The organism is Nesterenkonia populi, assembly GCF_007994735.1.
Taxonomy (GTDB): domain Bacteria; phylum Actinomycetota; class Actinomycetes; order Actinomycetales; family Micrococcaceae; genus Nesterenkonia; species Nesterenkonia populi.
Genome location: NZ_VOIL01000001.1, coordinates 1,087,435 through 1,109,871 on the forward strand (window position 1 = coordinate 1,087,435; position 22,437 = coordinate 1,109,871).

Here is a 22,437-nt window from a genome sequence, read left to right on the forward strand (position 1 = left end):
GGTGATGCCGCCCTACTTCGACCACGCCGCGACCACCCCGCTGAAACCCTCTGCAGGGCAGGCCATCACTGGGCACAGCGGCCTGGCGAACCCCTCCTCGCTGCACGGCTCAGGCCGTCGCGCCAGGCTGGCGGCCGACTCCGCCCGAGCCCGTCTGGCAGCGGCCGCGGGGGCGGACCCCAGTGAGGTGATCATCACATCCGGAGGCACCGAGGCGGACAATCTAGCGGTCAAAGGGCTCTACTGGCAGCGTCGCGGCGAGGATGCCCGACGCCGCCGCATCCTCCTGCCCGGCATCGAGCATCATGCGGTCCTCGACACCGCCGAGTGGCTCGAAACCCACGAGGAGGCTGAGCTTGTCATGATCCCCGTGGACCGTGACGGAGTGGTGGAGCTCGAGGCGCTCGCCGGTCTGCTCGCCGAGGATCCGGAGGCCATCGCCCTGGTGGCAGTGATGTGGGCGAACAATGAGACGGGAGCGATTCAGCCGGTGGAGGAGATCGGCCGGATGTGCGCAGAGGCGGGGGTGCCGCTCCACACGGATGCTGTGCAGGCATTCGGCTCGGTGCCGGTGAGCTTCGCCGAGTCAGGCGCCTCCGCCATGGCCATCAGCGGGCACAAGATCGGCGCTCCGGTGGGGATCGGGGCCCTGCTGGTGCGGCGAGACGTGAAGCTGACCCCTGTGCAGCACGGGGGAGGCCAGGAGCGCGACATCCGGTCCGGGACGCTCGACGTCGCGGGGCTGGCCGCGTTCGCCGCCGTCGCGGAGGAGGCGGTGGATTCGCTGAGCGGTGAGGCTGCCCGGCTGAGCAGACTGCGGAACCGGCTGGCTGACGTCGTCGGACCTTTGGAGGGGGCGACCCTGCGCGGCCCGGACCCGAGGGCGCGCCCGGAGAAGCGGCTGCCGAACAACCTGCACTTCACGGTGGACGGCGCGGAGGGCGATTCGATGCTGTTCATGCTGGACATGGCCGGGTTCGACACCGCAACGGGTTCTGCCTGTACGGCGGGGGTGCCGCGCCCTTCGCATGTCCTGCTGGCCATGGGGCTGTCTGAGGAGGAGGCTCGCGGCGCCCAGCGCCTCACCCTCGGCTGGACCACCGCCGAGGAGGATGTCGAGGCGCTCGCCGCGGCTCTCCCCGGCATCATCGACCAGGCCAAACAGGCCGGCCTCGCCGCTTCGCGGCGCCAATAGGGTAGTAAGTAGGGCGGTCAGCTGTCGGCGGCCCAGTCGAAGGGGGCGTGGGGGTCCTGCTGGGCGGTCGTCTCGCGGGGGGCCGGGGTGCCGTCCTCGGAGGCGGAGATCGCCTGGTGGTGTCGGATGACCTCTTCGATGATGAAGTTCAGGAACTTCTCGGCGAAGTCCGGGTCCAGCTCCGCGTTCGCAGCCAGCTGCTTGAGCCGGGCGATCTGGTTCTTCTCCCGCTGAGGGTCCGACGGCGGCAGCCTGTGCCGGGCCTTGAGCATCCCCACCCGCTGGGTCGCCTTGAACCGCTCCGCGAGCAGGTGGATGAGCGCGGCGTCGATGTTGTCGATCGAGGAGCGCATCGACAGCAGCTCCTGCATGATCTCAGGGTCCACGTACTTCCCGGCTTCGCCGGCCCGGTCATAGGAGGGCTGCTGGGTGCTCATGAACATACCCTAGCGAAGAGGCCTCAGGCGGGCTGGTAGTGCCGGCTGCGGGCGGTGTCGATGGTCGCCTGCCCCAGCACACGGGTGCCCTGGTACATGACGGCGGTCTGGCCGGGAGCCACGCCCTTGAGGGACTCCACCAGCTCCACGTGCAGCCGGGAGGTTCCGTCCTCGTCGTCCTCGACCCTGGCCCGGGCCGGGACCGGGTCGGCGTGGGCGCGGATCTGCAGCTCGATGTCGAACTGCTCACCGGTGGCGGCCTCGGCGACGGGGCGCCCGGCCCAGGAGAGCCGGATGCCGGTGATGAAGTCCACCTCCAGCAGCTCCTTGGGGCCTGCCACCACGGTGTTCTCCTTGGGGCGGACCTCAAGGACGAACCGGGGCTTGCCGTCCGGGGCGGGGCGGCCCAGCTTCATGCCGCGGCGCTGGCCCACGGTGAAGGACTGGGCGCCGTCGTGCTCGCCGAGCTGCTCACCCTCGGGGTCCACGATGGGGCCCTGCTCCATCTCGATCTGCTCGGCCAGCCAGCCCCGGGTGTCGCCGTCGGGGATGAAGCAGATGTCGTGCGAGTCCGGCTTCTTCGCCACGGAGAGCCCCCGCTCCTCGGCCTCGGCCCGGACGAGGTCCTTGGAGGGGGTGTCGCCGAGCGGGAAGTAGCAGTGCGCGAGCTGCTGCTCGTTGAGGACGCCGAGCACGTAGGACTGGTCCTTGGTCCAGGTCGCGGCCCGGTGCAGCTGCCGGGCGCCGTCCTCCTGCTCGATGATGTGGGCGTAGTGGCCGGTGGCCACGGCGTCGAATCCCAGGGCGATGGCCTTGTCCAGCAGGGCCTCGAACTTGATCTTCTCGTTGCATCGCATGCACGGGTTGGGGGTGCGGCCGGCCGCGTACTCGGCGATGAAGTCGTCGACGACGTCGGCTTTGAACCGTTCGGAGAAGTCCCACACGTAGAAGGGGATGCCGAGCCTCTCGCAGGCTCGCCAGGCATCGGAGGAGTCCTCGATGGTGCAGCAGCCGCGGGAGCCGGTGCGCAGGGTTCCGGGCATGCGGGAGAGCGCCAGGTGCACGCCGACCACCTCGTGGCCGGCGTCGACGGCGCGGGCTGCGGCGACGGCGGAGTCCACCCCGCCGGACATTGCTGCTAGAACCTTCATCGCGGTATCCAGCGTAGGCCCTCGCCCGGATATTCCGAAGCTACAGGCGGCCTTCGGCTTTGAGGCGGATGTAGATGTCGGCGAGCGCTGCCGGGAGCTCGTGGGGCCCGGCCTCCACCACCTCGGCGCCGAGGGCGGTGAGCTCGTCGCGGACCGCGGCGGTCTCAGCGAGGTGCCGCTCGGCTGCGGCGGCCGAGTAGACGTCCGAGACCGTCTCCTGGGCGCGCAGCCGTGCGGTGAGCTCCGGGTCCTGCGGGGAGGCGATCACTACTGTGTGCTTCTCCGTCAGCGCCGGGAGCACCGGCAGGAGGCCCTCCAGCACCGCTCCGGCATCCAGGGCGGTGAGCACGACGACGAGTGCGTGCCGGCCGCTGACCTGCGCGACCTGCCCGGGAAGACGCGAGAAGTCCGCCTCCACCAGCGTCGGCTCCACGGATGCCAGCTGTTCGGCCATCAGGTTCGTGAAGCTGCCGGACGCGGACGAGGACGCCCGGGCGACCGGTTCCCGGTGGAAGGCCAGAAGGTCGGTCCGGTCGCCTGCTGAGACGGCCAGGGTGCCCAGCAGCAGGGCCGCCTCCATGGAGGTCTCGATCCGTGGCTCATCGCCCAGCCGCACCGCGGAAGTGCGGGAGGCGTCCAGGCAGAGGATCACTCGCCGGTCGCGCTCCGGGCGCCAGGTCCGCACCACCAGGTGCTCACCCCGGTCGGCCCCACCGGCACGGCGCCGGGCCGTGGCCCGCCAGTCGATGGAGCGCACATCATCGCCGCGGACGTAGTCCCGCAGCGAGTCGAACTCGGTGCCGGCCCCCAGGCTGCGGGCCGCGGAGGATCCGTCCAGCTCCCGGACGCGCTGCAGCTTGGACGGCAGGTGCTTCCGGGAGCGGAACGGGGGCATGATCCGCACCGTCTGCGGGACACGATGGGTGACCTGCCTGCCGGCCAGGCCCAGGGGGCCGAGGCTGCGGACCGTCACATGCTCGCTGCGCAGCTCGCCTCGCCGGGCGGGGGAGAGCCGGGTCTGCAGTCGGGCCGTGCCCGCGGGCGCCATGTCCACCGGGTGCAGGGCCTGCTCGGCCTGGGCGCTGGGCTGCCAGCCGTCTCGGACGGAACCGCGCAGCCGCCGTCGTCCTCGGCTGTGCAGCACGGTGGCCGCCTGCACCTGTTCGCCGAGGCGGGCCGGGAGGACAGGCTCCCGCTCCACGGTCACGCGCCGCGGGGAGGCGCAGGCGAGAATGTCCGCAAGCAGCAGGGCGGCCAGCAGCCCCAGCCACCACCAGAAAGCGGTCGGAAGCAGGACGACGCCCAGGCACAGGGCCAGGGCCGCCCACAGTGCGCGCCAGGTCAGGACCATCGGATGCTGAGCCTCATACCTGCGGGTGGCCCTGCTGGCCGGGGTGCTGGGCAGGCTGCTGCATGCCCGGCACCGGCACGGAGGCGAGCACCCCGTGGAGCACGTCGTCAGCGTCGACGCCGTCCATCTGGGCCTCAGCCGAGAGCATCACCCGGTGGCGCAGGGCCGGAAGAGCCAGGGCCTTGACGTCGTCGGGGGTCAGAAAGTCCCGGCCGGAGAGCCAGGCCCAGGCCTTCGAGGCGTTGAGCAGGGCAGCGGCGCCGCGCGGGGAGGCGCCCAGATGGAAGCTCGGGGCGTCCCGGGTGGCCCGGGCGATGTCCACGATGTAGGCGGCCGCCTCCGGGGAGGTGGTCACCTGGGCCACGGCCCGGCGGGCAGCCAGCACATCCTCCACGCCGGCTACGGGCCGGACGCCGGCGGCGTCGAGGTCGGAGGGGCTGAAGCCGTCGGCGTGCCGGCGGATCACCTCGATCTCCTCGTCGCGGGCGGGCATCTGCAGATTCACCTTCAGCAGGAACCGGTCCAGCTGCGCCTCCGGCAGCGGATAGGTTCCCTCGTACTCCAGGGGGTTCTGCGTGGCGGCCACCAGGAACGGCTCCGGCAGCGGCCGGCTGACGCCGTCCACAGAGACCTGCCGCTCCTCCATGGCCTCCAGCAGGGCGGCCTGGGTCTTCGGCGGGGTCCGGTTGACCTCGTCGGCCAGCAGCAGGTTGGTGAACAGGGGGCCCTCGCGGAAGGAGAAGTCACCGCCCTCGGCGTCGAACACCAGGGACCCGGTGATGTCGGAGGGCATGAGGTCCGGGGTGAACTGCATCCGCTTGGAGTCCAGGCTCAGCGCCGCGGAGACCGCTCGCACCAGCAGGGTCTTCGCCACGCCCGGCACCCCTTGGAGCAGCACGTGGCCGCGCACCAGCAGGGCAATGGTCACCGAGGTGACCGCCGCATCCTGGCCGACCACCGCCTTGGCCACCTCGTCGCGGACTGCGACCAGCTTCTGGCGGGCCTCATCACTCATCTGTTCTCCTCCGTTGCGGTCTCGACGACGGCAGTCTGCTGCTCGAGCTGGTGCAGGGCCTGAGCATAGGCCACCAGCTCGGGGCTGCTCCCCGCACGGGGGTGCTGCAGCAGGGCCGCCAGTTCATGCTGGTCGCGTCCGGTGCGGCGGGCGGCCGCGGTGACGACGTTCTCCGGGGCGGGGCGGGCGCCCAGCCGCAGGGTCCGGCCCAGCCGGCGCAGGGTTCCGGTCCGCAGCGCTTCGGCTGCCTCGGCGCGGGCGTCGGCGCGCTGGTAGAGGCGTGCCCGGCCTTCTGCGAGCTCTCCGGCGTGCACTTCGGCGGGCAGGGGCTCGACGACGACGGGCCCGTCCCTGCGTCCGGCCGCGACGGCGCCGATCAGCCCGGCGACGATCAGCCAGGCCAGCACCGGCAGCATCCAGTCATCGAGCACCTCGCCGGGGGTCAGCTGCTCCTGCTGCCCGGCGGCGTCCTCCGCCGAGGGCGTGTACCAGATCAGGTCCCCGTCCTCCGAGGCGAGCGTCTCAGCGAGGCCCAGTGCGAGGGCGGCGTTGCCGGCTGCGGTGATGTGCTGGTTGGTGAGCGCCTCGGGGACTCCGAGCACCATGCCGCGCTCAGTCTCGGCCAGCAGGTGCCCCTCCGGGTCCAGGGGGAAGCAGCCGTCGTCGGTGAGGAGCCCCACCCCGGGGGCCTGGATGGTCTCTGCGGCCTGGGCGGGGCCGAGTCCGCACTGCTCCCCGGCGGGAATCTCGGGGGCGGTGCCGGCCGGGCCGGTCTCCAGGTCCAGGACGTCCTGGGGGAGCCCGGAGGGCAGCTGCTGGACCGTCCACGCGTCCCCGACGATCCACAGCGCCTCGCGCTCGCCGGCGGCGGCTTGGTCCATGAGCTGATCGGCGAGCTGGTCTTCGGGGCTGCGCGCGCTGTTGGGCGGGAGCATGACGACGACGCCGGCGTCGCCCGTCTGGTCCATCAGCTCCCGTGCTTCCTGGCCCGAGCGGGCCTGCTGGAGGGTGATGCCCTCATCCTCCAGGACAGCGGCGAGCGCGCCGTAGCCGTTGAGCTCGGTGCTGGAGAGCCCGTAGGGAGCCGCCTCGTCCTCGGCGAGGAGCTGCACGGCTGCGGCGACGGCGGCGCCGATGAGCAGCAGGATGATCCAGAACTGCCAGCGGGCGATGAGGCCGCGGGCTGCGGTGCCCAGTCCTGCTGCGGTGGCGGCGGATGCGGCAGCGGTCATTGGGGCGCCACCGGCCTCCGCTCCGCGCTGCTCCCGGTGGGGGCGGCTGCGGTGAGCTGCTGGTCGAGCTGCTGCAGCTGCTCATAATCGCCGCGGGTGAGCTCTCCGCGGCCGTAGACGGAGCGGCTGAAGTTCTCGGCGGCCTCCCTCAGGCGGCTCTCCTGGTCTCCGAAGAGGTCTCCGAGCGCCAGGGCGATCTCGGTGGCGGTGCGGCCGGTCTGGGCGTCGAGCAGCTGCCGCTCCTCGGCGGACCGGGCCATGGCCCGGTAGGTGTCTCGGAACGCTTCGGCGTGGCTTCCCCGGGCATCATGCTCGGCGGCTTGGGCGCGCAGCTGCTCGGCGCTCATCCCAGCCCTGATCCTCACCTCGGCCCCAGTGGAGGGGGCGCGCTGCAGCCGAGGCCGGACCAGCAGGATCACCGCAATGACGGCGGCGGCCACCAGCAGCAGGACCACCACGGCTCCGAAGGGGATGTTCAGCCCGGTGGCCTCGCTGAACCGGGCGTCCAGCCAGCGGAGGAAGCCGTCGATCGCCTCACGCACCGGCCCGGTGAGCTGCCGCTGGTACTGGGGGTCGGAGAGCTCGCTCTCAAGCAGCTGCCTGGCCTCATCGGGTGTGTAGGAGCTCGGCACGGTCATGGGGCCCTCCATGCGTGGGCGAGCTCTGCGGGGCTGGGTGCGGCTTCGCCGTGGTGAGTGCGGGCGGCTGCGCGGCTGAGCCGGACGTCGAGGGCTTCCTGGCGGATGCGGCTGCTGATGTGGATCATCGCCGCCCCGGCTCCGGCCAGGGCCATTCCGACGGCGCTGACCGCGTTCTCCACCACGTGCATCCCGATCATCATCCAGGGGGCGATCCCTTCGTCCGGGCCCTCCGCCCCAGGCTCGGCGCCGGCGAACCCGGTGAGGAGGCCCACGGGGAACGCGGCGGCGGTGACGATCACGAGCACCATGAACATCAGCAGGGAGACGGCCCCCATGTTCCGCCACCACAGGCCCCGGTTCAGCTGGAGGGAGCGGCTGATGGCGGAGAAGGCGCCGCGCCGCTCGGAGATGATCACCAGAGGCGCGTGGATCAGCGCTGTGATGCCCCAGGCCGTGCCCAGCAGTGCGGCGGGGACCACGAACAGCGCCCCGATGAACATGGTGATGGCGATGATGAGGACGGCCACGAACGTCCCTATGAGCGCGACCAGGAAGAGGAGGATGGTCAGCAGCCCCAGGTGCAGGGCGAGGCGTCCCCAGACCGCGGGCGGCTGCCGCAGGGTCTGGCCGAAGCTTGTCCTCAGCCCCAGTCCGGAGCGCAGGGCGGGGGTGATCAGCAGGGCGGCGGCCGCCAGCCACAGCAGGCTGGCGAAGAACCCGATGATCATCGAGACCGCCAGGAACGCGCCGTCTGCCATGACGGCCAGGGCGAGCTCCTGGTCGTCGTATGCGGCGGGGTCGGCCAGCAGCCGGTTCATCGGGGAGGGCAGGACCAGCGAGGTCAGCAGAGTGATCAGCAGGGTGGCCGCCCCGGCGGCGAAGGGAACTCCGAGCGCGGCCTTCGGCGAGTGCCGGATGACTGCCATGGCCGCGGAGAACGTTTCGTTGAGCCCCAGGGGCCGCAGCGGGTACACGCTGCCGGGCTGGGGGGCTTCCTCGCTGACAGGTGCGCGGGTGGGGGCACGGCTGTCCCTCGTGTGCGTGCCCACCATGCCCCCACCATATATCCTGGGCGTTCAAGGGACCTGAGGAAGGACGCATAAGGCGGCATGAAAGCCAATATTCTAGTGGTCGATGACGACGAGGCACTGGCCGAGATGATCGGCATCGTTCTGCGCAACGACGGGTTCGAGCCCACCTTCTGCGACAACGGCGGCGGCGCCCTGGAGGCATTCCGCGCCAGCGACCCTGACCTGGTGCTGCTGGACCTGATGCTGCCGGGCAAGGACGGCATTGAGGTCTGCCGGGAGATCCGGGACGAGGCGGACACCCCGGTCATCATGCTCACTGCCAAGTCGGACACCGCCGATGTCGTCCGCGGCCTGGAGGCCGGCGCCGACGACTACGTGCCCAAGCCGTTCAAGCCTGCCGAGCTGGTGGCCCGGGTCCGTGCCCGGCTGCGCCCCTCGGACATCGCCCCCAAGCCGGATGCGGACACTCTGACCGTCGGGGACCTGACCATCGACGTCGCCGGTCACGAGGTCCGCCGCGGTGACGAGCGCATTCCGCTGACGCCGCTGGAGTTCGACCTGCTGACCACCATGGCCAAGCGGCCCGCCCAAGTCTGGGCTCGTGAGCAGCTGCTGGAAGAGGTCTGGGGCTACCGGCACCAGGCTGATACCCGCCTGGTCAACGTGCACGTGCAGCGGCTGCGCTCCAAGATCGAGCGCGACCCGGAGAGCCCCGAGATCATCCAGACGGTCCGGGGAGTCGGGTACAAGGCCAAGGCGTCCTAGCGGGTGCTGAACCTCCACCGTCTGTGGGCCCGCTCGCTGCGTCTGCGCGCAGTGCTGCTGACCGGTCTCTTCACTCTGCTGGGGACCGGGGTCGTCGCCTATTTCCTGATCGCTCAGGTCACGGACGGGTTCTTCCAGGAGCGCCTGGACCAGGTGGAGGCGGAGGCCACCAACGGGCTGGGGCAGGTCCGCACCTCCCTGGACAGCCTGCCCTCGACCGAGCAGGCGGCGGTCAACGAGCATGTGGACACCACTCTGGCGAATGTCTCCGGCGCGGCGAACCTCTACCGGGAGACTCTGCTGGTGCCGCTGGAGGACGCGGAGAACCTCTACGTCCAGCAGCGCACCACCGGCGGACTGGAGCCTGAGGACGTCATCAGCCCGGAGATGCGAGAGGCGGTCCTGGCCGGGGACCAGCAGTACTGGCAGTCGATCAGCTACACCAACGACGACGGGGAGACCGTCCCGGGCGTGATCATCGGGGTGCGGATCACGTCTCTGCCGCCGGGCCCCCCGTACGGGATCTTCTTCGTCTATGACTTCTCCTCCGTGCAGGAGAACGTGGACTACGTCTTCGGGATCTTCATGATTGCGGTGCTGGTCCTGCTGGTGATGAACATCGCGATCGCCCTGTGGCTCTCCCGCACGGTGGTCCGGCCGGTCTCGCAGGCCGCGGAGGTCTCGGAGCGGATCGCCGACGGTCAGCTGGACCAGCGTCTGGCGGTGGTGGGCGAGGATGAGATTGCCCGTCTGGGGCAGTCCTTCAACCGGATGGCCTCGAACCTGCAGGATCAGATCACCCAGCTGGCGAACCTGTCGAAGATGCAGCAGCGCTTCGTCTCGGACGTCTCGCACGAGCTGCGCACCCCGCTGACCACCATCGGCATGGCGGCGAGCATGCTGCATGAGTCCCGGGAGGACTTCGACCCGATGACTCAGCGCACCTCGGAGCTGCTGCATCACCAGGTGGAGCGGTTCGAGGCGCTGCTGGCGGACCTGCTGGAGATGTCCAGGTTCGATGCTGGTGCGGCCGAGCTGGCGGTCAACGATGTGGACCTGCTGGGGCTGACCAAGGAGGTTCTGCTGACCGCCAAGCCGCTGGCGGATCAGTCCGGCACCCCGGTGCATCTGGTGGTCCGGGGAGAGGACTTCCACGCGGAGGCGGACCACCGGCGGATCGACCGGATCCTGCGGAATCTCATCAACAACGCGATCGAGCACTCGGAGGGCCGGCCGGTGGACATCGTGGCGGCCTCCTCGCCCACCGCGGTGGGCATCGCGGTGCGCGACTACGGGGTGGGAATGACACCGGAGGAGGTCAGCCGGGTCTTCGACCGGTTCTGGCGCGCGGACCCTGCCCGGGCGCGGACCACCGGCGGCTCCGGGCTGGGCCTGGCGATCGCCACCGAGGACACCCGTCTGCACTCCGGGTCCCTGGACGCCTGGGGACAGGAGGGGCAGGGTTCCTGCTTCCGCCTGGTGCTGCCGCGCCGGCAGTCCGAGCCCTACCGGGCCGCCCCGCTGGCCCTGCCGCCCAGCTACGATACCTCCGCCCGGCAGAACGTCGAGGACCGTGACCTGATCAGCGCGGCCTCGGGCTCCTACGATCGGGTGCATGAGCAGGCGCTGAACGAGCAGGCCGGCGCTGAGCTGGTGCAGGAGGCCGACGATGACGCTGCGCAGCCTGAGGACGAGGAGGGAGCACGATGACGGCACGCACACGTCTGGCCGCCGCTGCTGCTGCCGCGCTGCTCGCTGCGACCGCCTGCACTCCCACGGTCCCCACCGAGGGGCCGGTGAACACCTCCGACATCGCCCCGGAGCCCGACTACACGCTGAACATCGACCCGGAGCCGCCGGCTGAGGGAGCGGAGCCCGACGACATCGTCGCCGGGTTCCTGCAGGCGGGCGCGGGCCCCCAGGACGACTACGCCGTCGCCCGTGAGTACCTCACGCCGGAGGCCGCCCAGGAGTGGTCCCCGGAGCAGGGCACCCGGGTGTACTCGGAGGACTATGAGCTGATCCCCGACGGCGACTCCGCCTACAGCCTGCAGGTGCCGGTGGACTCCGCCCTGGACTCGGCGGGCACCATGAGCCACCCGCGCAGCGCGGAGTCCTTCCCCCTGGAGATGGAGCAGGTCGAGGGCGAGTGGCGCATTGCGACCCCGCCGGATCTCACGATTCTGGAGGAGGGCCAGTTCCAGGCGATCTTCACCGACGTGACGATCTACTTCTTCGACCCGCAGCATCGCTTCGCGATCCCGGACACCCGCTGGTTCCTCAACCGGGCCGGGATGCCTGCCCAGATCGCCGGGCGCATCCAGGACGGTCCGGCCGAGTGGCTCAGCGGCGCGGTGGTCTCCGCGCTGGACGGCACCGATGACGCCTCCGCGCCGACTGTCTCGCTGGACAGGGACAGCCAGGTGGCCACTGTGGGCCTCGACCCGTCCCTGGTGGGCGGGGCGAGCCCGTTCGAGCTGCTGCTGATGCAGACCCAGCTTGAGATGGCGCTGACCCAGCTCAACACGGTCTCCAGCGTGGAGATCAGCACCGGTGCGGCTGAGGTGGAGATCCCGGACGAGACCAGCGTCCCGGCGGACCAGCGGCCCGATATCGAGGAGATGCCGTACACCACCTCCACCATGGTGGGGATCCTGGATGATCAGATCGCGCTGCAGGAGGGCACCACCAGCCTGGAGGTCAGCGGCCTGCCGGACCTCTCCGCCTATGAGCCGCAGGGCCCGGCCCACCCGCGGGACGAGGAGGCTGAGGTCTTCGCGTTCCTCGACGGGGATGCCGAGACTATGTACCACATCCGCCCCGGGGAGGATGAGCCCGCCGTCGCGGCGGAGGGCGAGGACCTGACCCGCCCGTCGATGGACAACTACGGGTGGTCGTGGACGGTCGACAACGAGGACGAGGAGGCCTCCGTGCAGGTCGCCGCATACAACGGCGAGCCCGGGTCCGCGCCCCAGCCGGTCTCCGCGGACTGGCTGGAGGGCCGCACAGTGACCTCGCTGCGCCTGGCCCAGGACGGCACCCGGGCAGCGCTGGTGGTCGAGGACGGCGGGGTGCACACCCTGTACGTGGCCGCCGTCGGCCGCAACTCCGCCGGCACTCCGCGCAGCCTCGGGTCCGGGCAGATGCTCGAGACCGATCTGGACATCAGTGAGGTCCGCTGGGCCACCAACGACAGCCTGCTCGCCTGGGACCCGGTGGACGGCGACCCGGAGTCGGACGACCCGCCCACCACCGTCGGTGAGATCGAACGGATCTGGCTCAGCGGCGACCAGGAGGTGCTGCCCTCCGGTGTGGCCGGCCTGCAGAACGTCGCCTCGGGCGAGGGCCCCAGCGGGGGCCAGAGGGTCTACGTGGAGGGCAGCGTCAACCCGTTCCTCAACGAGCTCGGCGACGAGTGGGAGCCCAACGATGAGGTCGAGGTCCGGGACTTCGCCTACCCCGGCTGATGAGACGGGCCCTGGAAGAGGCATGGCAGCAGGCCGTCGACCTGGTCCTGCCGCAGCAGTGCGTGGGCTGCGCCGCCCCGGCCGCCGCCCTCTGCCGGGACTGCGCGGAGGACCTGCGGGTTCTCTGCCGGCGGCCCTTCTGGGCCCACCACGCTGCTGAGGCCCTGCCGGTCATCGGAACGGCCGGCGCACACGGCGACGGGATCGAGGTGCTTCCGGTGCTCAGCGCTGCGCGGTATGACGGGCTGGTCGCGGAGGCGATGGTCGCGTTCAAGGACCACGAACGGGTGAAGCTCGCCTCGGCCCTGGGGCCCGCTCTCGGCCGCGCCGTGCACCAGGCCGCGGCCGCCCTGCTGGCGCCGGAGGAGAGGTGCCTTCTGGTGTGCCCGCCGGACTCGCTCTCGGCCAGGCTGCGCAGGGGGCGCGTCCCGCTGCGCGAGCTGCTCAGCGCGGCGGACCTGCCGGAGAGGGTCGAGCCGGCGTTCGGCGTCGTCGGCAGGCCGGCCCGCGCCCAGGCCGCCTCCTTGAAGCCGGGCTCCGCGCAGAAGGCCCGCAGCGCCAGGAGCCGCCGCACCGAGGCCGCGCAGCTGTCCCTCGCCCCCGCCGGCCGGCGGATGCTGCCCGGAGCGCAGGTGCTGCTGGTCGATGACGTGCTCACCACCGGCTCCACCCTCAAACACCTCTACGAGACGGTCACCGAGGCGGGCGCGGAGGTCCGCGGCGGCATCGTCCTCGCCGCCGCGCCCCGCTGAGAGCCGCTCGCCCCTGGTCAGCGGCAGATCGCCGTCACCCCCTTCACACCGGGCGCCTGCCCGGCATAGGCTCAAGTATGGGTATCGACTAGACGAGGCCCATCGCACCGGCGGTGGCCTCGGAACCTGTAAAGGGACCCCCGCCGGTGCGCGAAACGCGCGAGAGCGAGGAGGACCAGATATGACCCTGCAGGTGACCTACACCGGACGCGGCATCAGCATCCCCCAGGCATTCAAAGACCACGTGGAGGCCAAGAGCGACAAGGCCGAGTCCCTGGCGGACAAGGGACAGCGGCTGGAGGTCAAGCTCTCCTCCCAGACCGGCCACCGCACCGCAGAGACCACCATGGTGGTGGAGCTCACCGTCGTCGGCCGTGGCCCCATCATCCGTTCCGAAGCGCAGGCCGCCGAGAAGTTCGCCGCCTTCGAGACCGCCTGGGACAAACTCTGCGAACGGCTCCGCAGGGCCCGCGACAAGAAGAAGTCCAAGGCTCACGGCAACGGCAGCGGCCGCGCCAACGGCGGCAGCCACACCCCGCCCGGGCTGGGCGCGGCGCTCGCCGGCCTCACCCCGGTGGACCCGGACAGGCCGATCTATGAGCAGGTCACGGACGCCGAGCAGGCCGATGACGCCCCGCCGGAGGAGGACGCACCCGAGGAGCCGATCCGGATTCGGCGGAAGATCTTCGCCGCTGAGCCGATGAGCGTGGACGCGGCTGTGGACGCGATGGAGCTGCTCGGCCACGACTTCTACCTCTACGCGGACGCGGAGACGGGCCAGCCCTCGGCGGTCTACCGCCGCCGCGGATGGACCTACGGAGTCATCTCCCTCGACACCGCCGCTCATGAGGCAGAAGGAGTGGAGGAGCGTCCCTACCGCCCAGAGAACGGTGCGACGCTCCAGACCCTCCGTCCCGCCGCCTGAGCCCCTCCCGGCCCGCTGCGGTCACGGGCAGCCGCTGAGGACGAGAGGACAGGGATCTGCGAGTCCGCCGGGCGCACCACCGGTAGACTCCCCTCAGATTTCCTGACCGCACCGTCTGAAGAGGCTGCCCGTGACCGTTCGCCTGTCCCATCTGTTCCTGCGCACCCTGCGTGAGGCTCCCGCCGAGGCTGAGGTGGCCAGCCACCGCCTGCTGGTCCGGGCGGGGTACATCCGCCGTGCGGGTGCGGGAATCTACACGTGGCTGCCGCTGGGCCTGAGCGTGCTGCGGAAGATCGAGGGGATCATCCGGGAGGAGATGCACGCGATCGGCGCCCAGGAGGTGCACTTTCCGGCGCTGCTGCCCAAGGAGCCGTATGAGGCCACAGGCCGATGGGAGGAGTATGGGGACGGTATTTTCCGTGTGCCGGACCGTAAGGCGGAGCAGATCGAGTACACGGATGAGAACGGTGAGGCGCAGCACGTTCGCGTTCCGAATCATCTGCTGGCGCCGACGCACGAAGAGGTCTTCACGCAGCTGGTGAAGGACGTCGCGGGCAGCTACAAGGACCTGCCGCTGAACCTCTACCAGATCCAGACGAAGTACCGGGATGAGGCGCGTCCGCGGGCGGGGCTGCTGCGGGGCCGTGAGTTCATCATGAAGGACTCCTACAGCTTCTGCCTCACTGAGGAGGACCAGCAGGCGGCGTATGACGCGCACCGGGCGGCCTATGTGCGGATCTTTGAGCGGCTCGGTCTGCCGGCGGTGCCGGTGAGCGCGCAGTCGGGCGCAATGGGCGGCTCGGCCTCGGAGGAGTTTCTGCATCCGAACCCGGTGGGGGAGGACACATTCGTGGAGTCCCCGGGCGGGTACCGCGCGAACGTCGAGGCCGTCACCACGCCCGCGCCGCAGCCGGTCGACTCCGCCGATGCCCCGGCGGCGGAGGTGCATCTGACCCCGGGCACGGACACGATTGAGACCCTCGTGGCGGCGGCGAATGCCGACCATCCCCGCGAGGACCGCGCATGGACCGCGGCGGACACCCTGAAGAATGTCGTCGTCGCGATCATCACCCCGGAGGGCGAGCGGCGTATCGCTGTCATCGCGGTGCCGGGCGACCGTGAGGTGGACCTGAAGCGCGCCGAGGCGACGATCGGGCCCAAGCTGGGGATCGACGGCGAAGTGCAGCTGGAGGCCGCGGACGAGGCTGACCTGAGGGCGAACCCGGCGCTGGTGCGGGGCTACATCGGCCCGGGCCTGACGCTGGACGCCCCGCAGCTGGGCGCGGGCCTCGATGCCGAGTCGGTCACCGGCATCCCATACCTGGTGGACCCCCGCATCGTTGCCGGCACCCGCTGGATCACCGGGGCCAACGAGCAGGACAAGCACGTCTTCGGGCTGGTCGCCGGCCGAGACTTCTCCTGGGACGGGACCATCGAGTCCGTCGTCGTGCGCGATGGGGATCCCGCCCCGGACGGCTCCGGCCCGCTGTCGGCCCGCCGGGGCATTGAGATGGGGCACATCTTCATGCTCGGCAAGCGGTACGCGGAGGCGCTGGGCCTGCAGCTGCTCAACGCCGAGGGCAGGCTGCAGACTGTCACCATGGGCTCCTACGGCTTCGGCGTGACCCGCGCGCTGGCGGCCCTGGCGGAGTCCTCACACGACGACAAGGGCCTGATCTGGCCGCTCGCCGTGGCTCCCGCGCACGTGCATCTGGTGGCGACCGGCAAGGGCGAGGAGATCTTCGAGTACGCGGACCAGCTGGCCGGCCAGCTGGAGGCTGCCGGCATCGAGGTCATCTACGACGACCGGCCCAAGGTCTCCCCGGGCGTGAAGTTCGGGGACGCGGAGCTGCTGGGCGTGCCGAACATCGTGATCGTCGGGCGGGGCCTGAAGGACGGCACCGTGGAGCTGAAGGACCGCCGCACCGGCGAGGTCACCGAGCTGGACGCCGAAGCCGCCGCGGCCAGCGTCGCGGCACACGTGCAGGCGCAGCTCCAGATGGGTCTGGGGCGGGTGAGTCCCAGATAAACTGGGCCTATGGCTGTAGCACCGCGCGCTGGATCTGACCGCCGCTTCCCGGATGACCGCACCCGGCGGATCGCTGAGCTCATCGAGCCGACGGTGGAGGCTCATGGCCTCTACCTGGAGGAGCTGCGTCTGAAGCCGGGCGCCACCGCGCATCTTCAGGTGGTGGTGGACTACTTCTCGGGCACGGACAGCGTGGACCTGGACACCCTGGCGGGGCTCTCCCAGGCGCTGGATGTGGTGCTGGACAAGCACGCGGAGTCTGGTCCGCTGGGGGAGCTGGACGCCTATGAGCTGGAGGTCACCACCCCGGGCGCGACCCGTCCGCTGACGGAGCCGCGGCACTACCGCCGCAGCCTGGGGCGGACCGTGGAGGTCGAGCGGCAGGGCGAGGCCCCCGTCGTCGGGCGTCTGAAGGACGTGGATGACGAGGCGGTCACCGTCCAGGAGATCAAGGAGCCGCCCAAGAAGGGAATGCGGCCGAAGGCGGGCCCGGAAACACGCGTGCCGTTCGCGTCGATCGCCCGTGTCCGCGTACAGGTAGAGTTTTCCCACCAGGAGTAACGACGTCGGGCGTGCCGCGGATCGGATCAGCGGCAAGCTGGGAGGCAATAAGTGGATATCGATATGAGCGCGCTGCGCATGCTCGTCGCCGAGCGTGACATTCCTCTGGAGCGGCTGATGCCGGCCATCGAGCAGGCGCTGCTGCTGGCGTACCAGAAGTCCCCGGGGGCGCTCCAGCAGGCGCGGGCGGAGATCGATGAGAAGAGCGGCCACGTCACTATCTGGGCCAAGGAGCTCGATGAGGACGGCAGCGCCGTCGGGGAGTTCGACGACACTCCAAAGAACTTCGGCCGGGTGGCGGCCTCCACGGCCCGACAGGTCATCATGCAGCGCATCCGCGATGCTGAGGACGATCAGGTCCTGGGTGAGTTCAAGGGCCGTGAGGGCGAGCTGATCTCCGGGATCGTCCAGCAGGGCCGGCACCCGGAGATGGTGCAGGTGGACATCGGCGGAACCGAGGCGGTGCTGCCCCCCCAGGAGCAGGCACCGGGGGAGGCCTATTCGCACGGTGCCCGGCTGCGCGCCTATGTGGTGGAGGCCCGCCGCGGGTTCAAGGGTCCCTCGATCACCCTGTCGCGCTCCCACCCGGGACTGGTCAAGAAGCTGTTCGCCCACGAGGTGCCGGAGATCGCCGACGGCACGGTGGAGATCACCTCGATCGCCCGCGAGGCGGGCCACCGCACCAAGATCTCGGTGCGCCCCACCCAGCCCGGCATCAACGCGAAGGGCGCCTGCATCGGCGCGATGGGCTCCCGCGTGCGTGCGGTGATGACGGAGCTCAACGACGAGAAGATCGACATCATCGACTACGACGAGGACCCGGCCACGTTCATCGCGAACGCGCTCTCGCCGTCCAAGGTGAGCTCGGTCACCGTCCTGGACGAGGCGCAGCGCTCGGCCCGTGCCGTCGTCCCGGAGTACCAGCTGTCCCTGGCGATCGGCAAGGAGGGGCAGAACGCCCGCCTGGCCGCGAAGCTCACAGGCTGGCGGATCGACATCGTCTCTGACTCCTCCGCGAACTGAGAAAAGGGCGGGGTGTAGACTAGTTTGGTCCCAGTTCGGACCTGCATCGGCTGCCGCCGGCGGTCTGAGCAGGATGATGTCGTCCGATTCGCCCTTCAGGGCGGTCAGGTGAGACCTGATCCCGCACGCCGGATGCCCGGCCGCGGGGCGTGGCTTCACCCTGACCGTAAGTGCTTCGAGGCAGCGCTGAAGCGGAGAGCCTTCAACCGGGCTTTCCGCACGGCTGTCAGCACCGAGGGGCTGGAGTACGACGACGTCGCAGTACATGTGTCCACCGACAAGAGAACGGGTTTGAAGGAATGAACACCCGATGAAAGCGGCAGGATGAGCGCCCGATGACGCCCACACCTTTCCTGCCAGGGAAGCTCAAGAACGTTCAACGGCCCAGGTCGGTGAGCCGCTGAGAGCCACAGCCCCGCTGTGACTTCCAGCGGGGCATCGCGCGGGCCAGACAAGGAGAAATGTGGCCAAGGCCCGCGTACACGAGATCGCCAAAGAACTCGGTGTCACATCGAAGGAAGCGCTCGCCAAGCTCGAAGAGCTGGGCGAGTTTGTGAAGTCGCCGTCCTCCACGGTTGAGCCGCCGGTAGCTAAGAAGCTCCGCAGCGCGTTCCCCAAGCCGGAGGCTGACGGCGCCTCGGAGAAGTCCGAGTCCAAGCCTGCAGCGCCCGCCGCTGCCAAGCCCGCCCCTAAGCCCGGTTCGGCTGCGCCGAAGCCCGGCGCGCCCAAGCCTGCCCCGGCCAAGGCTGCTGAGAAGCCTGCTCAGCCGGCTGCCGGTGAGGCCGCCCAGCCCGCCGCGCAGAAGGACGAGTCCGGTGCGGAGTCCAAGCCCGAGCCGAAGGCCCAGGGCGGATCCCCGTCTGAGGCCCCGGCTGCTGACGCTCCCAAGCCGGGTCAGGGCAAGCCTGCTCCGAAGCCGGGCGGCCCCAAGCCGGCCCCGCGCTCCGGCGGCAACAACCCGTTCGGGGTCTCCGGCGGCCAGCCGGCTCCCCGTCCTCGCGGGGGCACGCCCCGTCCGGGCAACAACCCGTTCGCCTCCCAGCAGGGGATGCGCGGCACCGGCGGCCCGCGTCCGCGCGGCGGCCAGGGCGGCACCGGCGGCGCACCGCGTCCCGGCCAGCGTCCCGGCGCCCCGGCGGCACCCGGTCGTCCCGCTCCGAAGCCGGGCGCTCCCAAGCCGTCCATGATGCCCGGCCAGGCCCCGGCTCCCTCGGGCCCGGGCCGCGGCGGTCCTGGTGGCCCTCCGGGCCGTCCGGGCGGCGGACCTCCCCGCGGCCGCGGCGGCGGCCCTCGTCGCGGCGGTGCCGCGGGTGCTTTCGGCCGCGGCGGCGGCAAGTCCAAGGCACGCAAGTCGAAGCGGGCCAAGCGTCAGGAGCTGGAGGAGAAGCAGACTCGCGAGATCGGCGGTGTGCGTGTCCCCAAGGGCGACGGCAGCACCGTGCTGCGTCTGCGCCGCGGCTCATCCCTGGCGGACTTCGCGGAGAAGATCGGCGCCGAGCCGGCAGCCCTGATCACGGTGCTGATGAGGCTGGGCGAGATGGCGACCGCCAACCAGTCCCTGGACGAGGAGACCTTCCAGCTGCTCGGCGAGGAGCTGGGCTACCAGGTCCAGATCGTCTCCCCGGAGGACGAGGACCGTGAGCTGCTCGAGTCCTTCGACATCAACCTGGAGGACGAGGCCGCCAACGAGGCCCAGGAGGACCTGCAGGCCCGTGGCCCGGTGGTGACCGTGATGGGTCACGTCGACCACGGCAAGACCCGCCTGCTGGACGCCATCCGCTCCTCCAAGGTCACGGAGGGCGAGGCCGGCGGCATCACCCAGCACATCGGCGCCTACCAGGTGCCGGTGCCGCACGAGGGTGAGGAGCGTCAGCTGACCTTCATCGACACCCCGGGCCACGAGGCGTTCACCGCGATGCGTGCCCGTGGTGCCAAGGTCACCGACATCGCCGTGCTGGTGGTCGCCGCAGACGACGGCGTCATGCCGCAGACGGTGGAGGCCCTGAACCACGCGAAGGCCGCCGGTGTGCCGGTGGTGGTCGCGGTCAACAAGATCGACAAGGACGGCGCCCAGCCGGACAAGATCCGCGGCCAGCTCACCGAGTACGAGCTGGTGCCCGAGGAGTACGGCGGCGACACGATGTTCGTGGACGTCTCCGCGCGGAACAACCAGAACATCGAGGAGCTGCTCGAAGCAGTCCTGCTGACCTCCGACGCGGCCCTGGAGCTGCGGGCCAACCCGGAGAAGGAGGCCCGCGGTGTGGCCATCGAGGCTCACCTGGACCGCGGTCGCGGCCCGGTCGCCACGGTGCTGGTGCAGTCCGGCACGCTGAAGGTCGGCGACAACATGGTGGCCGGCAACGGCTTCGGCCGTGTGCGCGCCATGTTCGACGAGCACGGCGAGGCCGTGGTGGAGGCTGGCCCGTCCCGTCCCGTCCAGGTGCTGGGCCTGTCCACGGTGCCGCGCGCCGGTGACAGCTTCCTGGTCACCCATGATGACCGCACCGCCCGTCAGATCGCTGAGAAGCGTGAGGCGGCCGAGCGCAACGCGCTGCTGGCCAAGCGTCGCAAGCGCGTCTCCCTGGAGAACTTCGACCAGGTGGTCGCAGAGGGCAAGATCGACACGCTCAACCTCATCCTCAAGGGCGATGTCTCTGGTGCCGTGGAGGCCCTGGAGGACGCCCTGCTGCAGATCGATGTGGGCGACGAGGTCCAGCTGCGGGTCATCCACCGCGGCGTGGGCGCCATCACCCAGAACGACGTCAACCTGGCCACCGTGGACAACGCGGTGATCGTCGGGTTCAACGTCCGCCCGGCTGAGCGCGTCACCCAGCTGGCCGAGGAGGAGGGCGTTGACATGCGCTTCTACTCGGTCATCTACGCGGCCATCGATGACATCGAGGCTGCGCTGAAGGGCATGCTGAAGCCGGAGTACGAGGAGGTGTCGCTGGGCTCCGCCGAGGTCCGTGAGGTCTTCCGCTCCTCCAAGTTCGGCAACATCGCCGGTTCGATCGTCCGCTCCGGCGTGATCCGCCGCAACGCCAAGGCCCGCCTGGTCCGCGACGGCAGCGTGGTGGGCGATAACCTCACCATCGATTCGCTGAAGCGGTTCAAGGACGATGCCACCGAGGTCCGCGACGGATTCGAGTGCGGCATCGGCCTGGGCTCCTTCAACAACATCCAGGAAGGCGACACCATCGAGACCTGGGAGATGCGCGAGATCCCGCGCACCTGAGTCGGCTCCGCGGGCGGGCACAGGCTCCCCTCCGCGCGCGGCCGCGCTGCCGCGGCCTTCACGCCTCGGCACGTTCGGGGGATCGCGATAAGCGGTCCCCCGAACGTGTTCTAGGCTGGCTACAAACCCTCTGAGAGGAGACACACCATGGCAGATCCCGCACGCGCATCCCGGCTGGCGTCCCGCATCAAGGTGATCATCGCTGAGGCTCTGCGGTCCCGCGTCAAGGATGACCGCGCTGAGCTGATCACCGTCACTGACACACGGGTCACCAATGACCTGCAGAGCGCCACGGTCTACTACACCGTCATGACCGCCGATGAGCATGAGAAGCAGGCCGCGGAGGAGCTGCTGCGGGCGAACCAAGGGGTGCTGCGCAGCGAGATGGGCCGGCAGCTGAGCATTCGGCTGACCCCCACCTTGGACTTCGTCGCCGATGAGATCCCCGAGTCGGCTGCTCATCTGGAGGACCTGCTGGCGAAGGCCCGCGAGCAGGACGAGAAGGTCCGCGCCCTGCGTGAGAACGCTGAGCCGGCCTCCTCGGAGTCCCCGTACCGCTCCGACGCGGACGCAGGGGAAGCGAACGCCGAAGGCGACCGTCCTTCCCCCGAGGACCGCTGATTGGGCAAGAAGCAGCGTCCTGAGGAGCTGGAGGTCGGCTCCGGGCTGGTCCTGGTGGACAAGCCCGCGGGCTGGACCAGCCACGACGTCGTCGGAAAGATCCGTAAGCTCGCCGGCACCCGCAAGGTCGGCCACGCCGGGACGCTGGACCCGATGGCCACCGGGGTGCTGGTGGTCGGGATCAACAAGGCGACCCGCCTGCTCACCCACATCGTCGGGGTGGACAAGACCTATGCGGCCACCGTGCGCCTGGGGCACTCCACCACCACGGACGACGCCGAGGGGGAGTCCCTTGAGACTCCCTACGCCAACGGGGTCACCGCTGATCAGGTGAGCGCCGCCGTCGCGCGCCTCACCGGGGACATCATGCAGGTGCCCTCCACGGTCTCGGCGATCAAGGTGGCTGGCCGGCGTGCCTATGACCGCGCCCGTGCCGGTGAGGACGTGGAGCTGGATGCCCGGCCGGTCACTGTCCGCCGGTTCGACGTCTCGGAGCTGCGCCACGTCGACGGCGGCCGGTTCATCGACCTGGACGTGGAGGTCCGCGTCTCCTCCGGCACCTACGTGCGCGCCCTGGCGAGGGACCTGGGGGAGATCCTGGAGACCGGCGGGCACCTGACGGCGCTGCGGCGCACCGCCGTGGGCCCCTATGACGAGGACCAGTGCCTGACGGTTGAGCAGCTCTCCGAGGACTTCGGCTACATCGGGCTCGCCGAGGCCGCCGGGCAGATCTTCCCCCGCCGCGAGCTGACAGCGGAGGAGGCCGAGCACCTGGGCCACGGCCGTCGGATCACCGCCTCCGGCGGCGAGGAGCTGACTGCGGCGTACAGCCCCGACGGGGAGCTCGTCGCGCTGCTGAAGGACATCCCCGCCAAGCCGGGAGCATCGTCGTCGCCGGACGCCGCCCAGGCCGCCACCAGCAGTCCGCACGCCATGCACGCCAAGCCGGAGCTGGTGTTCGCCTAGGCCTTCGGCACTGCTGACGGAGGGGTAGAATTCTGGCGGT

At 70.5% G+C, this 22,437-nt stretch carries 20 protein-coding genes; 13 read left to right on the top strand and 7 right to left on the bottom strand.

The window, feature by feature from the left end; genetic code table 11:
* Window positions 1-4 precede the first annotated feature (4 nt).
* A complete protein-coding gene (locus FWJ47_RS05080) occupies window positions 5-1,195 on the top strand; it encodes a cysteine desulfurase family protein (protein WP_147104992.1) in 1,191 nt (396 codons plus the stop codon).
* A 17-nt stretch (window positions 1,196-1,212) separates the two neighbouring features.
* Here FWJ47_RS05080 and FWJ47_RS05085 read toward each other — a convergent pair whose 3' ends face one another.
* From FWJ47_RS05085 to FWJ47_RS12045, 7 genes are read right to left on the bottom strand one after another with little or no spacing between them, the layout of a single operon-like run.
* A complete protein-coding gene (locus tag FWJ47_RS05085) occupies window positions 1,213-1,632 on the bottom strand; it encodes a chorismate mutase (RefSeq protein WP_147104995.1) in 420 nt (139 codons plus the stop codon).
* Between the two features lie 23 nt (window positions 1,633-1,655).
* On the bottom strand, window positions 1,656-2,783 hold the full coding sequence (gene mnmA, locus FWJ47_RS05090; RefSeq protein WP_147104998.1) for a tRNA 2-thiouridine(34) synthase MnmA: 1,128 nt from the start codon (window positions 2,781-2,783) through the stop codon (window positions 1,656-1,658).
* Between the two features lie 40 nt (window positions 2,784-2,823).
* Window positions 2,824-4,134 (bottom strand): DUF58 domain-containing protein, encoded by a 1,311-nt coding sequence (locus FWJ47_RS05095; RefSeq protein ID WP_147105000.1) that lies wholly within the window; start codon window positions 4,132-4,134, stop codon window positions 2,824-2,826.
* Between the two features lie 13 nt (window positions 4,135-4,147).
* Window positions 4,148-5,149, bottom strand: coding sequence for an AAA family ATPase (locus tag FWJ47_RS05100; RefSeq protein WP_147105003.1), 1,002 nt, complete (start codon window positions 5,147-5,149; stop codon window positions 4,148-4,150).
* A complete protein-coding gene (locus FWJ47_RS05105) occupies window positions 5,146-6,381 on the bottom strand; it encodes a DUF4350 domain-containing protein (protein WP_147105006.1) in 1,236 nt (411 codons plus the stop codon). The genes FWJ47_RS05100 and FWJ47_RS05105 overlap by 4 nt, the downstream gene beginning before the upstream one ends.
* The gene (locus tag FWJ47_RS12040; protein ID WP_170228486.1) at window positions 6,378-7,019 is read right to left on the bottom strand and encodes a DUF4129 domain-containing protein; all 642 of its coding nucleotides are present in this window, start codon (window positions 7,017-7,019) and stop codon (window positions 6,378-6,380) included. Before FWJ47_RS12040 ends, FWJ47_RS05105 begins: the two co-directional genes overlap by 4 nt.
* A complete protein-coding gene (locus tag FWJ47_RS12045) occupies window positions 7,016-8,074 on the bottom strand; it encodes a hypothetical protein (protein ID WP_170228487.1) in 1,059 nt (352 codons plus the stop codon). Before FWJ47_RS12045 ends, FWJ47_RS12040 begins: the two co-directional genes overlap by 4 nt.
* A 57-nt stretch (window positions 8,075-8,131) precedes the next feature.
* On the opposite strand from FWJ47_RS12045, the gene mtrA reads away from it, so the two are divergent.
* The 12 genes from mtrA to truB all read left to right on the top strand — a co-directional run bounded on the left by mtrA (window position 8,132) and on the right by truB (window position 22,397).
* Entirely contained in the window at window positions 8,132-8,818 is a 687-nt protein-coding gene (mtrA, locus tag FWJ47_RS05115) for an MtrAB system response regulator MtrA (protein ID WP_147105010.1), read from the top strand.
* A gap of 3 nt (window positions 8,819-8,821) precedes the next feature.
* Complete coding sequence (gene mtrB, locus FWJ47_RS05120) at window positions 8,822-10,528, top strand: MtrAB system histidine kinase MtrB (RefSeq protein ID WP_147105013.1); 1,707 nt, start codon at window positions 8,822-8,824, stop codon at window positions 10,526-10,528.
* Entirely contained in the window at window positions 10,525-12,285 is a 1,761-nt protein-coding gene (locus FWJ47_RS05125; protein ID WP_147105016.1) for an LpqB family beta-propeller domain-containing protein, read from the top strand. The genes mtrB and FWJ47_RS05125 overlap by 4 nt, the downstream gene beginning before the upstream one ends.
* Window positions 12,285-13,037 (top strand): ComF family protein, encoded by a 753-nt coding sequence (locus tag FWJ47_RS05130; RefSeq protein ID WP_147105018.1) that lies wholly within the window; start codon window positions 12,285-12,287, stop codon window positions 13,035-13,037. The genes FWJ47_RS05125 and FWJ47_RS05130 overlap by 1 nt, the downstream gene beginning before the upstream one ends.
* Window positions 13,038-13,218: 181 nt before the next feature.
* Window positions 13,219-13,962, top strand: coding sequence for a ribosome hibernation-promoting factor, HPF/YfiA family (gene hpf / locus FWJ47_RS05135; protein WP_147105021.1), 744 nt, complete (start codon window positions 13,219-13,221; stop codon window positions 13,960-13,962).
* Between the two features lie 130 nt (window positions 13,963-14,092).
* Window positions 14,093-15,991 carry a proline--tRNA ligase gene (locus FWJ47_RS05140; RefSeq protein WP_147105023.1) on the top strand — a complete coding sequence of 633 codons (1,899 nt, stop codon included), beginning with the start codon at window positions 14,093-14,095 and terminating at the stop codon, window positions 15,989-15,991.
* 9 nt (window positions 15,992-16,000) lie between these two features.
* Window positions 16,001-16,552, top strand: a complete 552-nt coding sequence (locus tag FWJ47_RS05145; protein WP_147105026.1) for a ribosome maturation factor RimP — start codon at window positions 16,001-16,003, stop codon at window positions 16,550-16,552.
* 51 nt (window positions 16,553-16,603) lie between these two features.
* Window positions 16,604-17,575 carry a transcription termination factor NusA gene (gene nusA / locus FWJ47_RS05150; RefSeq protein WP_147105030.1) on the top strand — a complete coding sequence of 324 codons (972 nt, stop codon included), beginning with the start codon at window positions 16,604-16,606 and terminating at the stop codon, window positions 17,573-17,575.
* Between the two features lie 24 nt (window positions 17,576-17,599).
* Window positions 17,600-17,878: a YlxR family protein gene (locus FWJ47_RS05155; protein WP_147105033.1), complete on the top strand. Its 279-nt coding sequence runs from the start codon at window positions 17,600-17,602 to the stop codon at window positions 17,876-17,878.
* A 160-nt stretch (window positions 17,879-18,038) separates the two neighbouring features.
* Window positions 18,039-20,810 (top strand): translation initiation factor IF-2, encoded by a 2,772-nt coding sequence (infB, locus tag FWJ47_RS05160; RefSeq protein WP_147105036.1) that lies wholly within the window; start codon window positions 18,039-18,041, stop codon window positions 20,808-20,810.
* 147 nt (window positions 20,811-20,957) lie between these two features.
* A complete protein-coding gene (gene rbfA, locus FWJ47_RS05165; protein WP_147105039.1) occupies window positions 20,958-21,431 on the top strand; it encodes a 30S ribosome-binding factor RbfA in 474 nt (157 codons plus the stop codon).
* The gene (truB, locus tag FWJ47_RS05170) at window positions 21,432-22,397 is read left to right on the top strand and encodes a tRNA pseudouridine(55) synthase TruB (protein ID WP_147105043.1); all 966 of its coding nucleotides are present in this window, start codon (window positions 21,432-21,434) and stop codon (window positions 22,395-22,397) included.
* The last annotated feature ends 40 nt before the right edge of the window (window positions 22,398-22,437 follow it).